The sequence below is a fragment of the Acetobacter garciniae genome (assembly GCF_017377735.1).
In the GTDB taxonomy this organism is placed as follows: Bacteria; Pseudomonadota; Alphaproteobacteria; order Acetobacterales; family Acetobacteraceae; genus Acetobacter; species Acetobacter garciniae.
This window is the reverse complement of the sequence record NZ_JAFVMH010000005.1, coordinates 138,566-154,143: the sequence shown is the minus strand read 5'-3', so window position 1 is coordinate 154,143 and position 15,578 is coordinate 138,566. Positions and strand designations below refer to the sequence as shown.

Sequence of the window (15,578 nt, the reverse complement as noted above, 5' to 3'; positions counted from 1 at the left end):
TCATGGCGGCGTTCCTTATCCCTCTGGCTGTCCTGTGCCCGCTTGTGGCGTCCATCATCCTGTTCACCTGCGCACGGCATCTGTCCACGCGCGGGGTTGGCGTGGTGGCCTGCGGCGGCGTGGGGCTTTCCGCCCTGTGCTGCGTGATTCTGGCAGCCTGGCTGCTGGCCCGGCCCGTAACGGAGGTCCTGCACGTCGATCTGTGGACCTGGATGCGCGCAGGCGGGTTTTCAGCCCATATCGCCTTCATGCTGGACCGGATATCCCTGCTCATGATCCTGGTGGTCACGATCGTGGGCGGGCTGATCCATATCTATGCCATGAGCTACATGCGCACCGACCCGGCCCTTGCGCGTTTTTTCGCCTGCATGACGCTGTTCGTGGCCGCCATGCTGGTGCTGGTTCTGGCGTCCGACCTGCTCTGCCTGTTCATTGGGTGGGAAGGTGTCGGGCTGTGTTCCTACCTGCTTATCGGCTTCTGGCACGATAATCCGGCCAATACGGCAGCGGCCCGCAAGGCCTTCTACCTGACCCGCATAGGCGATGTCGCCTTTCTGTGCGCCCTGCTGCTGCTGGCCACGGCAACCGGGTCGCTACGCATTGCATCCGAAGTGGGGGCGGCGGAAAGCGGCCAGGTTTCACACATGGTCGTCAATGCCGCGACCTTGTGCATGGTGGTGGCGGCCTTTGCCAAGTCAGCCCAGATCCCGTTCCAGGCCTGGCTGCCCGACGCCATGGCGGGGCCGACGCCCACGTCCGCCCTTATCCATGCCGCGACCATGGTCACGGCGGGGGTCTACCTGCTGGCGCGCCTGCACGGGCTGTTCGCGCTGGCACCGGCCGTGCAGGCGCTGGTCGCGGTCATGGGGGTGCTTACGCTGCTCATGGCGGCCTGCACGGCGCTTGTTCAATCGGACCTGAAACGCATTCTGGCCTGGTCCACCATAAGCCAGCTTGGCTACATGTATCTCGCCCTGGGGTGCGGGATATGGCAGGGGGCGCTGTTCCACCTGATGACGCATGCCTTCTTCAAGGCGCTGCTCTTTCTGGCCGCGGGCAGCATCATCCTGCGCGCAGGGCACGAGCAGGATATTTTCCGCATGAATGGGCTGGGCCGGGCCATGCCGGGTGTGACGGCCGCTTTCGTGGCTGGGGCATCCGCCCTTGCGGGACTGCCGCTGGTGGGTGCGGGGTTCTACAGCAAGGAAATGATCCTGTCGGGGCTCTGGCCGGCACGATTCATGCTGGCGGGCCATGACATACCCGCAGGGCCTGTCCTGTGGGGGCTGGGCCTGCTGGGTGCGTTCCTGACGGCACTTTATATTTTCCGCGCCGTTTTCGTGGTTTTCGAGGGGGATTCCAGAACCGACCCAACCGGGCGAACACCGGCCGGCATGGGCATACCGCTAGCCTGTCTTGCCGTAATGTCCGTGTTCGGCGGCATGGTCGAAATGCCGGACACACTGGCCCCCATCCACCTTTTCACCGCATTTCTCGGCCTCTCGCCCCCGCAGGCGCATGAACCAGCCTGGCTGGTGCTGGCAGGCGCACTGGCCCCCCTTTCCGGCCTTCTGGCGGCATGGGTGTTGTGGGGCAGAACGCCCCGCATCATGCGCGAAATGCCGGGGCAGGCCAGCATTATCCCGCTGGCGGGCAGTACTCCGCGCGCGACGGATGCGCTGTACGGGCTTGTGTTCGTGCGCCCCTTGCGCGTGCTGCTGTGGTTCGTGCGGCACGATGTTGCGGCTTACTGCCTTGGCCGGACCGGCCGGCTGACCCGCCTTGCCAGCGACCGGCTCGAACTTGCCCGACGCGGCATGATCGGGCTGGTGGCTGGCAGAACGGTCATGCTGACAAGGGAGGGCAGCATTCTTCTGGGCCGCATGCAGGACGGCCGGGTGCGCTGGTATGCGGCATGGATCGCCGCAGGGCTTTGCGCGGCCCTGGCGACAATGGTGCTGCCATGAGCCCTCTTGCCGCACTTGTGCTCCTGCCTGTTCTGGGTGGCGGGCTGGCCTGGGTGCTGGATCATCCCCGTCTGGGTGCTGCGCTACGGCTGCGCGACGGGGCGTGGCGCATGAGCATGCTGACCCTTGTTCTGGAAACGGCCTTGCTTGCGCTGGTCACATTCAGACACCCCACGCCTGCGGGCCCATGGCTGGCGCATTTTTACCGGCCCTGGGTGCCACCGCTGGGGATTGCGGTCCGCCTGGACATGGACGGTCTTTCCCTTGCGCTGATCTGGCTGTCCCTTGTCCTGTCGCTGGCCTGCGTGGGGGTTGCGACCCGCCAGGTCACGTACCATGCCGGGGTGTTTCACTGCCTTCTGCTGGCAACGCTTGGCGGTATTATCGGGACATTTCTCGCCACCGATCTTTTCCTGTTCTTTTTCTTCTGGGAACTGATGCTGGTGCCCATGTTTGTCCTGATCGCGGTATGGGGGCACGAGAACAGGCAATACGCAGCCATGAAGTTCCTTGTCTTCACCCAGGGCAGCGGGCTGATCATGCTGCTGTCGATCCTTGGGCTTGTCATCGCGCATTATCGCGTAACGGGCGTGCTGACCTTCGATTATTTCACCCTGGCCGCAACGCCTTTGCCCCCGATGTCCTCCATGGTGCTCATGACGGGGTTTTTCATCGCCTTCGCGGTCAAGCTGCCCGCCGTGCCGCTGCATGTCTGGCTGCCTGATGCCCATACCCAGGCCCCTACGGCGGCCAGCGTCCTGCTGGCGGGGATCCTGCTCAAGACCGGCGGCTATGGCATGATCCGTTTCAATGTCATGCTTTTTCCCGATGCCGCGGCCCGCCTTGCCCCGATTGCCATGGGGCTGGGGATTGCGGGCATTCTGTACGGGGCATGGCTGTCGTGTAACCAGCGCGATCTCAAACGGCTGATCGCCTATAGCAGTATCAGCCATATGGGCTTTGTGCTGCTGGGCATTTTCAGTGGTTCTTCCATGGGCGTGCAGGGGGCGGTGATCCAGATGCTGGCCCACGGGCTGGGCACAGGGGCCTTGTTCCTGATTGCGGGCGCCATTGGGGAGCGCATGCACACGCGCGACATGCAGGTCATTGGCGGATTGTGGCGGGTCATGCCCCGGCTGTCGGGAACGGGGCTGTTTTTTGCCGTGGCCTCGCTCGGCATGCCGGGTCTGGGCAATTTCGCGGGGGAATTCCTTGTCCTGCTGGCGATCTGGCCTGTCAGCCCGTTGATGGGGGCGCTGGCCGCTATCGGGCTGGTTCTGGCCAGCGTTTATTCCCTGCGGATGGTCAACAGCATCTTCCTGGCAGCCCCCCGCCCCGAACCCATAGCCGGGGCGGATTTCGGCGCCCGGCAGATGGTGGTTTTCGCGTGTATCATGGCGTTCCTGGTCGTGCTGGGCCTGTACCCCCAGCCTTTCATGACATTTTCCACCCCTTCCCCCCTGCCGGTTGCCGCAGGGGCTGCCACAAGGAGCAACGCGCCATGATCATGCATGACCTGTTCCTGCCTACCCCGCTACCCCTGCTTTCCTGCGGGATCGCGATCATGCTGGGCAGTATCGCCTGGCGGCGCTCGATCCGGCGCAACCTGTCCATCGGGCTGGTGACGCTGCTGCTGGCCCTTGTCAGCGTGGGTTCCCATATCGGTGCCGCCCCCGTGGATGGGGCGGCCCTCTTCCTTCAGGACCGCTGGGCTGTCTATACCGCCGGACTGGTGGGGTTTTCGGCCCTGTGCATTCTGCTCATGTCCTGGCGGGACATGAGCGGCCCCCGGGCGGATACAGGCACCGGCCCGCACATTGGCATGAGGACTGACCCGCGCACTGATCCGTCCATCGGTGCACCCAATGCCACACTCAACGCCACACCGGCAGGCGCATCCAGTGGCACCCTCGATAGCACATCCATTGGCGATGAATATTCCCTGCTTGTGCTGCTGGGCACATTGGGGGCCTTCGCCATGGTGTATGCTGCCAATTTCATGCCGTTCTTTCTGGGGCTGGAAATATTGGGCATATCCCTGCCCGGGCTTATCGCCTACCGACAGGGCCATGCCATGCAGGCATGTGAAGCTGCCATGAAATACCTGATCCTTTCGGGTGTTTCCTCCGCCATCCTGCTTTTTGGCATCGGCCTGGCCTATGCTGCCACGGGCTCGTTGCGCTTTGGCCTGCCTGTTGCGGGAAATGGCATACCCCCTCTGGTGGCCATGGCGGCGACGGTCATGATCCTTGCCGGCATGTTCTTCAAACTTTCGGCAGTACCCTTTCATATGTGGCTGCCCGATGTCATGCAGGGGGCACCCGTGCCTGTTGCCGCCTTCATGGCGGTTGTCTCAAAAATAGCGATATTTTCTTCCCTTGTCCGCTATTTCAGCATGGGGCATGCCCCGCCATTCCTCGATACCCTGCTGTATGGCGTGATCGTGCTGACGATTCTGGTCGGGAACCTGCTGGCGTTGCGCCAGACCAGCCTGACACGCCTGATGGCGTGTTCCTCCATCGCGCATATGGGCTACCTGCTGATTGCCTTCTATTCCCCCGGCCCGCTGCAACCCGGCACGCTTGGCGCCTATCTGGCCGCCTATACCGCCAGCACGCTGGGGGTATTTGCCGCCATCAATGCCTTCGCCACGCCGGACGGCACAGACGGCACGACAATACTGGACTGGAAGGGGCTGTTCTTTTCGCGCCCGTTCCTGGCAACCGCCATGGCGCTCATGCTGCTCTCGCTTGCGGGTATTCCGCCCGGTATCGGCTTTTTTGCAAAATTCGAGATCATGGCAACCGGTATGGATCACCATCGCGGGCTGCTCCTGCTTGTCCTGGTCGCGGGCAGTATCATGGGGCTGTATTATTACCTGAACATCATTCGCCTGATGATGGTGCCCCCCTCCCTTCCGGCGATACGCCGCGGGCCCGGCGCATCGCCGGAACTGACGGCGCTGATCATCGTTCTGAGCATGATAGTGGTTGTCGGAGGGTTGTTTCCCGCCTTTATCATCCACCCGCTTTTTCCCGCCTATCAGCCGGGGCCCCCGCCCGCCGCCGTGCCGACCCAACGGCTCACGCCTGAAAGCATGTAAAGGATTTTCGCCATGTCCTCCCGTGTTTTTCATATTCTGGCCCAGAAAGGGCGCATGGTCATTACGGTCAGGGAAGACGATCTGGTCACGACCCTGGCCGATATACTGGTGCACAACAATATCGGTGGCGCGCCCGTTGTAGACGCGCAGGGAAAGCTTGTCGGCCTTGTGTCGGAAAAAACCATTGTCCGCGCGGTATCGGAACATGGCGCGGGCCTGTCCACGCTTTTTGTCAAAGACATCATGTCGACCGACGTGCCCACCGCCACACCCGATGACAGTCTTTATGACGTGGCCTGCCGCATGACCACTTTCCGCGCCCGGCATATGCCGGTGCTCGAAGATGGCAAGCTGGTGGGGCTGGTCAGCATTGGCGACGTGGTCAAGCTCCGTGCTGCCACGGCGGAGGAAGAAGCGCGGGAATTACAGGCTTACGTGACCGGCAACGGCCATGCCGCCGTCCTGCCCCATGAAGACGTGCCATCCATCCAGTGCGAGAGTGGTTCGGCCCCGCTGCAAAACTTCGGCGTATGAGTGAACTATCGCCCGCTCGCGTTATTTCCGCCACCCACCGCCCATGGCCCTGACAAGGTCGATCCCGCTCATCAGGCGGCGGGTGTTCAGGGTGATCATATCCTCGCGCGCCTGCAATTCGGCCGTCTGGGCAATAACGACCTGAAGGTAGTCCACCGCACCTTCGCGGTATTGCACCCCTGCCAGACGATCGGTGCGGGTGGCGGCTGCCACGGCTGCATCCTGCCGGGTCGCGGCATCCGCCAGATGGTTCAGCAGGGCCAGCTGGTCCTCCACCTCGCGAAAGGCGTTCAGCGCCGTCTGGCGGTAATTGGCTGCGGCTTCCGCATAGGCGGCATGGGCTACGGCCAGGTTGGCAAAGCGCCGGCCGCCATCGAACAGGGCCAGCGTGGCCATGGCCGGACCAAGGGCCCACACACCCGTGCCGGCCGCGGCCAGGGCGCCGATCGTGGTTTCGGAGCCACCTGTGGCACTGAGCGTAATGTTGGGAAAAAACGCCGCCCGTGCAACGCCGATCCGGGCATTGGCGGCGGCCATATGCCGTTCAGCGGAGGCCACGTCGGGCCTGCGTTCCAGCAGGGAAGATGGTGCCGCGACAGGAATGACCGGCACCGGCGGCAGGTCACCTGAAGGTGCTATGGCAAAGATGGAGGGCTGTTCCCCGATCAGCACGGCAATGGCGTGCTCGACCAGGGCCCGGTCCGCCCGCTGCTGCTCCAGCTGCGACTGGGTTGTGGTCAACTGGGTCTGCGCACGCCCCACATCCAGTTCGTTCGCCACCCCGCCGACAAAGCGCTTTGTCGTCAGGTCGAAGGCTGCCGTATAGGCCGCCACCGTTCTTTGCAGCAGGGCGATCCGCGCATCCAGCCCGCGGAGCTGAAAATAATCTTCCCCCAGTTCGGCCTGGAGGCTGAGCCTGACCGATGCCAGATCGGCCGCACTGGCCTGCGCGTTCGCCCGCGCGGCCCTGACGAGATTGCGGATACGCCCCCAGATATCGGGCTCCCACGAAATGGCGCCGCCCGATGCGTATTCCCGGTAGTCGTAATAATTGCCGGTGGTGGTAAAAAGGGCGCGTTCACGCTGCGCACTGGCGGTGGCGTCGATCTGGGGAAAGAACTCGGCGCGTGCGCGCCGCACCAGCGCACGCGCCTGGTCGTAGCGGGCCACGGCGGCGGCCAGTTGCGGGCTGCCCTGTTCGATCCGATCTTCCAGCCGGTTCAGTTCATCGTCGCCCATGACCGCCCACCACGCCCCGCGCGGCTGGGTTTCGGCCGGTTGGGCGGGTGTCCAGGGCCCGGTTTCCCTGAACGTGGCGGGAACGCCGTCAAGCGTGGGCCTGACGTAACGCGGCGCCAGATCGCACCCGCAGAACAGGCAGACAAGGAGCATGACCCCGCCCCTGCGCCATTCAGGAACCATGTCCATCCTCGCGCGGCTTGACCGGATCCCCCTGGGCAATATCGTCCGGCGGGTTGTTTATGACGCGGCTTTGGGCGTCAAGCCCCGTCACTTCCAGTTCCGTCCCGAAATCGACCATGATCGAGACAGGCTGGATCACGACATGATCGTGCTCGTCCACCAGCGCCACGGTCGTGCCATCCCGGCGGAACAGCAGGGCGCTGGCGGGAATGCGCACGGGTGGCGGGGCCTGCGGTACAGGACCGTGGAAGGTAAAGGCGATCTGGGCATAGGCCCCGGGCTTGAGCAGGTTCTGTGCGTTATCGTAGACAAGCTGGACCAGCATGGTGCCCGACTGGGAGTCAACGGCATCGGCCGAATGGATCAGGCGTGACTCGAACTGGCGGTTCGGATAATCCGGCACCGTGAAACGGGCGGCAAAACCGTCCTGCATGCGCGCGGCATAGGCCTGGGGCACACGCACGTAAAGCCGCAGGCGGGTTACGTCCGATACCGTGAAAAGCGGCTGCGTGGTGGCAGTGCCAGCCACGATCAGCGCGCCGATATCGGTCGCACGGCTGGTCACCACCCCGGCGAAGGGGGCAAGGATGAGCTTGAAGGCCGAGAGCGTTTCAAGCCGTTCGACATCGGCCGCCGCTTCATGCCGCGTGGCCTCGCTGGCGGCAAGGTTGCCGCGGCGTTCGTCCGTTTCCTGCTGGGATACGGCATTCTGCGCATTCAGGCGGTCCCAGCGGCGCGAGGTGATGCGGGCCAGGTCGCGCTGGGCGGTCCGGGTGCCCAGTGCCGCCCTTGCCGCGGCAAGCTGGAGATCGACATCGGGCGTGTCGATCTGGGCCAGAAGCTGGCCAGCCTGCACCTTCTGTCCAATATCGACATACCATTGCCGCAGGTAGCCGTTGGTCCGCGCATAGACCGGCGCGCTGTACCACGCCTGGAGTATACCGGGCAAAACCAGCGTATCGACCGCCTGCCCGCCAGGATGCACAACGGTCACGCTCGGCACCAGGGCCGCGACATTTTCGGCATGTAGACGGTGGCGGCCATGAATGCGCGCAATCGTTCCCGCGATGAGAATAACCCCGAAAACACCCGCACCGATCAGGACGATCCATCGCAGGCGCGGTTTATGCGTGGCCTGTGGCGCGGGGTCGGTTTCAGCCATGGGCACCTGCCCGGTTCGCAGCCCCATTGGCAGCCCCGTTTGCAGCCCGGCGCGCACGGCGGTCGTAGATAATGGCAAATAACGCGGGCACAAAAAACAGCGAAGCACAGGTCGCGAATATCAGCCCGCCAATGACCGCACGCCCCAGCGGCGCGTTCTGCTCCCCCCCTTCCCCCAGCCCCAGCGCCATGGGCAGCATGCCTATGATCATGGCCAGCGCCGTCATGATGACCGGCCGCAACCGGGTGGTGCCCGCTGTCACCGCCGCGCGCAGGGCATCGCCATGTTCGGCCAGTTGTTCGCGGCAGAAGGTGATGACCAGAATGGAATTAGCGGTCCCCACCCCCATGCACATGATCGCCCCCGTCAATGCAGGAACGGAAAGCGGGGTCTGGGTTGCAAACAGCATCCAGCATATGCCCGCCAGCGCACCCGGCAAGGCAAGGACGACAATGCACGGATCGGTCCAGCTCTGGAAATTGATGACGATCAGCAGATAGATCAGCACGATCGCGCCCAGCAGGCCGAACCCCATGCCCGAAAAGGCGGTGGACATGGCCTGGTACTGCCCGCGCAATGTAACCGTCACCGTATCGGGCCGGTCGTGCTCAAGGTGCCTGAGCGCCGCCTGCACGTCCGCTGCAATCGCACCCAGGTCACGCCCGTCGCTTCCCGCGAAAACATCGATCAATGGGCGGATATTATATTGTGCCTCGACGGGCGATGTCGTGCCCCGGCTGATCGTGCCCAGCGCCCCCAGCACCTGGAGTTGCGAGGTGGAGGCCCCCGTGACCGGCAGGCCGATAATATCGGCCAGCGAACTGATCCGGTATTCGGGCATCTGCACCGCAATGGGGTACGTGACCATGCTGTGCGGGTCCAGCCAGTACAGGGGCGCGGTCTGCACCGTGCCGGCAATCGAGGTCGCGATACTGGTGGTGACATCGCCTTCGCTCAGGCCAAGCTGGTTGATACGGGTGCGATCGGCGTCGAACCGCAGTTCGGGATAATGGCCTGGCTGCTGGATCCGCGCATCGACCAGCCCGTCTATCGGGCGTATCGCGCGCAATATCCGTTCGGCGAACTGTCGGGTTTCATCGGGGTTTGGCCCGGATACCTGGATGTCGATCGGTGCGGGTGCGCCGAAATTCAGGATCTGGCTGGTAATATCCGATGGCAGGAAGGCAAAACCTGCTTCGGGGAACTGTCTTGGCAATTCGGCACGCAGGACGCGTACGTAGCGTTCGGTCGGATGGTGGTTTGGCTTGAGGGCGACCAGAATGTCCCCATCCTGCGGCCCGATCGTGCCCGAGGCGTTATAGGCCGTATTGATCGCACTTGTGGGCAGGCCGATATTATCGGCAATGGATTCAATCTCATCCGCCGGCACCCGTTGGCGGATCTGTTTTTCTATGCGCTGGAACAGGGACGATGTTTCCTCGATCCGCATGCCGGTGGGGCCGCGCACATGCAGTGTCATCGTTCCCGCATCGACCTGGGGAAAGAAGTTACGCCCCAGGAAAGGCAGCAGGCCCATGCTCAGTGCGGCAAAACACAGGAACCCCGCAACGAACCAGCCGCGACGCTCCAGCACGCTTTGCAGTAAGTCCGTGTACCGGTCGCGCAGGGCTTCGAAACGCCGCTGAAACCCTTTCTGGAAACGCGTGAAGATAGTCTCCTTCGGCTGTTTTGCCCCGTCGTCATGCGGGTGCAGCAGGAACATGGCCATGGTGGGAACCAGCGTGCGCGACAGGATAAAGGACATCGCCATGGCAAGCATGACCGACAGCGCCATCGGCACGAACAGGAAGCCGGCCACGCCGGGCAGGTAGAACATCGGCACGAACACGATGCAGATACATACGAGCGAGAGAAAAGCCGGAACGATGATCTCTCCCGACCCGTCGATAATGGCGGCCTGGACATCCTTGCCCATTTCCAGGTGACGTTCGATATTCTCGATCGTGACCGTCGCCTCATCCACCAGAATACCCACGGCCAGCGCCAGCCCACCCAGGGTCATGACGTTCAGCGTCTCCCCCAGGGTGGAAAGGGCCGCAATCGCCCCCATGACCGAAAGCGGGATGGAGGTCGCCACGATCAGCGTGGACCGCCACGACCCCAGGAACAGCAGGATCATCAGGCTGGTCAGCCCCGCCGCAATCGCCCCTTCGCGCATCACCCCGTCTACCGCCGCCCTGACGAAAAGCGACTGGTCATTGACGGGCTTGAGTTTAAGCTGTCTGGGCAGGCCACGGGTGGCATCGGGGATCATCGCCTTGACCCCTTCCACAATGGCGATGGTGGAGGTCGCCCCCGATTTCAGCACGGTCATGAGGGCGGAACGCTGGCCATCCACATGAACCACGTTCTGCTGCGGCGTGGAGCCGTCGCGCACATGGGCGACATCGCGCACGCGCACGACCGCGCCATTGATCGTGCGCACGGGCAGCATGTTCAGCAGTTCGACAGAAAGCGGCGCGTTGTTCAGCCGGAAATTATACTGGTATTCGCCGATCTTGACGAAACCCGCAGGGGTTATCTGTGTCTGGCTGGCAAGGGTGCTGCCCACATCCAGGGCCGATACGCCGTGCGATTGCAGCTTGGCCGGGTCGAGATCCATCTGGATCTGGCGCACCCGCCCGCCATAGGGAAAGGGAATGGCCGCCCCCGGCACCGTCACCAGGCGGTTGCGGATGAAGTTGAAGCCGTAGTCGTAAAGCTGCTGTTCGGTCATGCCTTCGCCCGACAGCGCAAGCTGGACGATGGGCACGGTGGAGGCATTGTAATTCAGGATAAGCGGTGGCGTGGTGCCCTGGGGCAACTGGCGCAGCAAGGTCTGGGCAATGGCTGTCACCTGCGCATTGGCGATACGGATATCCGTGCCCGGCTGAAAGAAGATTTTTGTAACCCCGATCCCCGTCAGGGACTGGCCTTCGATATGTTCGATATTGTTCACGGTCGTGGTCAGCACGCGCTGGAAGGGCAGTTCGATCCGCCCTGACATGTCCTGCGGCGAAAGGTTGCTGTAGGTCCACGCCACGGCAATGACGGGTATGCCGATATCAGGAAAGATATCCTCAGGCGTGCGGATGGCGCTCAGCACGCCGACAATGGCAATCAGGAGCGCCATCACCACAAACGTATAGGGACGGGCCAGCGCGAGACGAACAATCGCGTTCATGTGTGCCGACTAATGCGCGCAGGCAGGGCGCGCGGCAGTCATAAGCCCCGCATGCCCTCTTATGGGGGCAAAGACCGGAACACGGTGGACTGGACTCCCGAAGACGCGGCGCATTGTCATGATCGTGATCCCTGACGGGCCGGGCTGGAGAACGCATTTCCCGGCCGGATTTCTCCTTAACGCACCAGACGGGCAATCGGCTGACAGGCCCCGCTTAAAAAGCGCTGACAGGGCCCTATTCAGGCCCACGGTCCAAGCCTGCCGGGGGCTTGCCTTCTTCGGGAGATATGAAAGTGCACCGTTATGGTGCGGGACCTACTGTATGGGATGGCGATCGGGTGGGGCGGCTTCAGCGGGTGCATCGCCCATGGGGGTCCATGTCCAGTCGCGGATTTCGGGCATGTCCTGCCCGTATGTGTCCACGTAGCGTCTGTGTTCCACAAGCTTGTCGCGCATGGCCTGGGCGGCATAGGCGGCCCGGGCGGCAAGTGTCGGCACCTGGCGGATGGCATTGAGCACCAGATGGTACCGATCCAGATGGTTGAGCACCGTCATGTCGAAAGGTGTCGTGGTCGTGCCTTCTTCCTGAAAACCGTGTACGTGGAAGTTCATCGCGTTTGCCCGCTTGTAGATCAGCTTGTGAACAAGCTGCGGATAGCCGTGGAAGGCGAAGATTACCGGCGTGCCTATGGTGAAAAGGCTGTCGAAGGCGGGATCTTCCAGCCCGTGGGGATGCTGGTCCTGCGATGCCAGCGTGAGCAGGTCCACCACATTGACCACGCGAATTTTCACGTGCGGCACATGGCAGCGCAGGATCGAGACGGCGGCGAGCGTTTCCATGGTCGGCACGTCGCCTGCGCAGGCCATGACCAGGTCTGGCTCGCTCCCCTTGTCGCTGCTGGCCCATTCCCATATGCCGATCCCCTGCTTGCAGTGCCTGATAGCGGCATCCATGCCCAGCCATTGCGGTTCGGGCTGCTTGCCCGCCACAATGACATTGATCCTGTTCCAGCTTTCAAGGCAGTGTCTTGCGACACAGAGCAGCGTGTTCGCATCAGGCGGCAGGTAAACACGCGCGATATCGGCTTTCTTGTTGATGACATGGTCGATAAAGCCCGGGTCCTGATGGCTGAAGCCGTTATGATCCTGCCGCCAGACATGCGATGTCAGAAGGTAGTTGAGCGAGGCAATAGGCCGCCGCCACGGCACTTCCCTGGCGGTTTTCAGCCATTTTGCGTGCTGGTTGACCATTGAATCCACAATGGGAACGAATGCCTCGTAGCATGAGAAGAAACCGTGCCGCCCTGTCAGCAGATAACCTTCCAGCCATCCCTGGCAGGTATGCTCGCTCAGAATTTCCATGACATGCCCATCGGGCGAAAGATGGTCGTCATACTCATAAGTTTCGGCCACCCAGGCCCGTTGCGTGACATCAAGCACGGCGTCGAGGCGGTTGGAATTGTTCTCATCGGGCGACCAGATCCGGAAATTGCGGCTGGCAAGATTGTCGCGCATGACATCGCGCAGCCATGTTCCCAGAATGCGCGTGCTTTCGGCGGCCACCGCCCCGGGTGCCGTGACCTGCACCGCATGCGCGGCAATGTCCGGCAGGCGCAGCGGTCGCTTCAACACGCCGCCATTCGCATGCGGGTTGGCACTCATGCGCAGATCACCCACGGGGGCCAGGGCCCGGATATCGCCCCGCAATGTTCCGTTTTCGTCAAACAGGGTTTCCGGTTCGTAACTGCGCAGCCAGTCCTCCAGCAGGGCCAGATGGGCGGGCTTTGTCAGGTCGCAGAACGGAACCTGATGGGAACGCCAGTAATCCTCTGTCCGCAGGCCGTCCACCGTCTTGGGGCCGGTCCACCCCTTGGGGCTGCGCAGGATGATCATGGGCCATGTCGGGCGTGGAAGGGGCCCGTTCCGGCGGGCCTTTTGCTGGATGGCGGCAATGGCATCGAATGCCTCATCCATGGCGGCCGCCATGGCCTGGTGCATGGGGTCGGGCTCGTGCCCTTCCACCAGGATGGGGGCGTAGCCGTAGCCCCGAAACAGGCTGAGCAGTTCGGCGGAGGGAATACGGGCCAGAACCGTGGGGTTGGCGATCTTGTAGCCGTTCAGGTGCAAAATGGGCAGAACCGCGCCATCGGTCGCGGGGTTGAGGAACTTGTTGCTATGCCACGCTGCCGCCAGCGGCCCTGTTTCGGCCTCGCCATCCCCGATCACGCAGGCGGCGACCAGTTCCGGATTATCGAAGACCGCGCCATAAGCATGCGAAAGCGAATAGCCCAGTTCGCCCCCTTCGTGGATGGCACCGGGCGTGGTCGGGGCCGCATGGCTTGGAATACCGCCGGGAAAGGAAAACTGCTTGACCAGTCGGGCCAGACCTTCAAGATCCTGCGTGACGTCGGGAAAATACTCGGTATAGGTGCCTTCAAGATACGTGCTGGCCACCACCCCCGGCGCCCCGTGGCCCGGCCCTGCGATGAACAGAATACTTCTGGCCCGTTCGCGAATAATCCGGTTGAGATGCAGGTAAATGAAATTCAGCCCCGGCGTGGTGCCCCAATGGCCCAGCAGGCGCGGCTTCGTGTGCTCCAGCTTCAGCTTCTGGCGCAGGAGCGGATTGGCCAGCAGGTAGATCTGCGCCACGGACAGATAGTTCGCGGCCTGCCACCATTTATTGAAAAGGGCGAGCTGGTGTTCGGAAAGTCGCTGTGCTGATAGGGTCATGACTGAAAACCTCGATCCCGCCACGCCCTGGCATGGCGTCATTGCGCGATACAGGCAAGAACATGCCGGTGGATGGATGCTTCCTCGTCCGCGGCGATGACATGCACCTGCACCGCGCTGTCGGGCGTTGAAACCAGCGGGCGGTGCGTTTCATTGGCGGCGCCATCCAGTGCGACACCCAGCCAGGCAAGCCGGGTACAGACATCACGCCGGAAGGCCGCGTCATGTTCCCCGATCCCGCCGGTGAAAACGATCCCGTCCACGCCATCGAGAACCGCGACCATGGCCCCTACCTGCTGTGCAAAACGATAAACCGCAAGATCCAGTGCCATGCGCACGGCCGGATCGTGCATATGCGCACGCAGAACGCGCATATCCCCAGAACGCCCCGACACCCCCAGAAGTCCCGCCCGATGGTACAGGATATCTTCCACCTCGGTCGGGGTGAGGCGTTCCTCGTTCAGCATGTAAAGCAGCACGCCTGGGTCGATTGTGCCGCTGCGCGTGCCCATGACCAGCCCGTCCAGCACCGAAAACCCCATGGTCGTGTCCATGCTGACCCCATGGTGCAGCGCGCACAGGCTGGCCCCATTGCCGATATGGGCCGCCACGATCCGGGCACCTGGCCAGTCGCGATCGGGCTGGTTCAGGCTGCGTGCGATATGTTCGTAGGAAAGACCGTGGAACCCGTAGCGTCGGATGCCTTTGGCGCCATAGCGATGCGGAAGGGGGAGCATCTGGGCCACAGCGGGCATGGTGCGGTGAAAAGCCGTGTCGAAACACGCGACCTGTGGCAAAGCGGGCCGCGCCCGGCGCAACGCATGCACCGGGGCAAGGCAAGCGGGCTGGTGCATGGGGGCCAGGGGTGTCAGGTCTTCAAGACGCATGAGCGTGGCGTCATCGATGAGTACAGGCCGGGCGAAATCCGGCCCGCCATGCACGACCCGATGACCGACAGCGCGTATGTCGCCGATATCCGCATGCGTATCCAGCCAGTCCATCAGGATCTGCACGGCGCTGGCCCGTATTTCCTCAGGCGGGGTCAGGGTGAATTCGCGCTCCATCAGCACCCGCCCCTGCGGATCGCGCGCCTGCAGACGGGGCCGTTCGCCAAGACATTCGACCTCACCCCGGACCAGCCGCTCAGCCTTGGCACCTCCGGCGGCAAACACGGCAAACTTCATGCCGGATGAACCCGCATTCAGAACCAGTATCCCGCCTGATACGGGCGCAAGCTCCGTTGCAGAGTCCGGAGATATTCCGGCGAAGGCAGGCAGGAGCGGTTTCATATCTCGGCCCCGCCATGGCTTGCGCGCTATGCGGCGATGGAGCGTTCACGCGTCATCCTGTCTATCTGACGACATGATTACCGGGTTATGTTCATAACCGGTGGCATAGGGTTAAGTTCCGCAAGGCCGCCCACGCGGCACGGACTGACAAGACGAGCGAGAGAAAAGGTCTGGAATGGGCGGC

At 62.9% G+C, this 15,578-nt stretch carries 9 protein-coding genes; 4 read left to right on the top strand and 5 right to left on the bottom strand.

What is annotated here, in order from left to right:
• Window positions 1–2: 2 nt before the first annotated feature.
• Genes nuoL through J2D77_RS11245 form a run of 4 tightly spaced genes read left to right on the top strand, consistent with a single transcriptional unit; the run spans window position 3 to window position 5,604 of the window.
• The gene (gene nuoL, locus J2D77_RS11260) at window positions 3–1,967 is read left to right on the top strand and encodes an NADH-quinone oxidoreductase subunit L (protein ID WP_207846378.1); all 1,965 of its coding nucleotides are present in this window, start codon (window positions 3–5) and stop codon (window positions 1,965–1,967) included.
• A complete protein-coding gene (locus J2D77_RS11255; RefSeq protein ID WP_207846377.1) occupies window positions 1,964–3,472 on the top strand; it encodes a complex I subunit 4 family protein in 1,509 nt (502 codons plus the stop codon). The genes nuoL and J2D77_RS11255 overlap by 4 nt, the downstream gene beginning before the upstream one ends.
• Window positions 3,469–5,070: an NADH-quinone oxidoreductase subunit N gene (locus tag J2D77_RS11250; RefSeq protein ID WP_230975734.1), complete on the top strand. Its 1,602-nt coding sequence runs from the start codon at window positions 3,469–3,471 to the stop codon at window positions 5,068–5,070. Before J2D77_RS11255 ends, J2D77_RS11250 begins: the two co-directional genes overlap by 4 nt.
• A 12-nt stretch (window positions 5,071–5,082) precedes the next feature.
• The gene (locus J2D77_RS11245; protein WP_207846376.1) at window positions 5,083–5,604 is read left to right on the top strand and encodes a CBS domain-containing protein; all 522 of its coding nucleotides are present in this window, start codon (window positions 5,083–5,085) and stop codon (window positions 5,602–5,604) included.
• A gap of 21 nt (window positions 5,605–5,625) precedes the next feature.
• Here the strand turns inward: J2D77_RS11245 and J2D77_RS11240 are convergent, their stop codons facing one another.
• The 5 genes from J2D77_RS11240 to J2D77_RS11220 all read right to left on the bottom strand — a co-directional run bounded on the left by J2D77_RS11240 (window position 5,626) and on the right by J2D77_RS11220 (window position 15,289).
• Window positions 5,626–7,026 carry an efflux transporter outer membrane subunit gene (locus tag J2D77_RS11240; protein WP_207846375.1) on the bottom strand — a complete coding sequence of 467 codons (1,401 nt, stop codon included), beginning with the start codon at window positions 7,024–7,026 and terminating at the stop codon, window positions 5,626–5,628.
• Entirely contained in the window at window positions 7,016–8,188 is a 1,173-nt protein-coding gene (locus tag J2D77_RS11235) for an efflux RND transporter periplasmic adaptor subunit (protein WP_207846374.1), read from the bottom strand. The genes J2D77_RS11240 and J2D77_RS11235 overlap by 11 nt, the downstream gene beginning before the upstream one ends.
• Window positions 8,181–11,372 (bottom strand): efflux RND transporter permease subunit, encoded by a 3,192-nt coding sequence (locus J2D77_RS11230; protein WP_207846373.1) that lies wholly within the window; start codon window positions 11,370–11,372, stop codon window positions 8,181–8,183. The genes J2D77_RS11235 and J2D77_RS11230 overlap by 8 nt, the downstream gene beginning before the upstream one ends.
• 315 nt (window positions 11,373–11,687) lie before the next feature.
• Window positions 11,688–14,105 carry a phosphoketolase family protein gene (locus tag J2D77_RS11225; protein ID WP_207846372.1) on the bottom strand — a complete coding sequence of 806 codons (2,418 nt, stop codon included), beginning with the start codon at window positions 14,103–14,105 and terminating at the stop codon, window positions 11,688–11,690.
• Between the two features lie 38 nt (window positions 14,106–14,143).
• A complete protein-coding gene (locus J2D77_RS11220; RefSeq protein ID WP_230975733.1) occupies window positions 14,144–15,289 on the bottom strand; it encodes an acetate/propionate family kinase in 1,146 nt (381 codons plus the stop codon).
• Between the last annotated feature and the right edge of the window lie 289 nt (window positions 15,290–15,578).

What these genes read in the sequence shown, in the direction of transcription:
- J2D77_RS11255 (WP_207846377.1), top strand. Translation starts at nt 1,964, where the DNA reads ATGAGCCCTCTTGCCGCACTTGTGCTCCTGCCTGTTCTGGGTGGCGGG.
- J2D77_RS11220 (WP_230975733.1), bottom strand. Translation starts at nt 15,289, where the DNA reads ATGAAGTTTGCCGTGTTTGCCGCCGGAGGTGCCAAGGCTGAGCGGCTG.
- J2D77_RS11240 (WP_207846375.1), bottom strand. Translation starts at nt 7,026, where the DNA reads ATGGTTCCTGAATGGCGCAGGGGCGGGGTCATGCTCCTTGTCTGCCTG.
- J2D77_RS11230 (WP_207846373.1), bottom strand. Translation starts at nt 11,372, where the DNA reads ATGAACGCGATTGTTCGTCTCGCGCTGGCCCGTCCCTATACGTTTGTG.
- J2D77_RS11245 (WP_207846376.1), top strand. Translation starts at nt 5,083, where the DNA reads ATGTCCTCCCGTGTTTTTCATATTCTGGCCCAGAAAGGGCGCATGGTC.
- J2D77_RS11235 (WP_207846374.1), bottom strand. Translation starts at nt 8,188, where the DNA reads ATGGCTGAAACCGACCCCGCGCCACAGGCCACGCATAAACCGCGCCTG.
- J2D77_RS11225 (WP_207846372.1), bottom strand. Translation starts at nt 14,105, where the DNA reads ATGACCCTATCAGCACAGCGACTTTCCGAACACCAGCTCGCCCTTTTC.
- nuoL (WP_207846378.1), top strand. Translation starts at nt 3, where the DNA reads ATGGCGGCGTTCCTTATCCCTCTGGCTGTCCTGTGCCCGCTTGTGGCG.
- J2D77_RS11250 (WP_230975734.1), top strand. Translation starts at nt 3,469, where the DNA reads ATGATCATGCATGACCTGTTCCTGCCTACCCCGCTACCCCTGCTTTCC.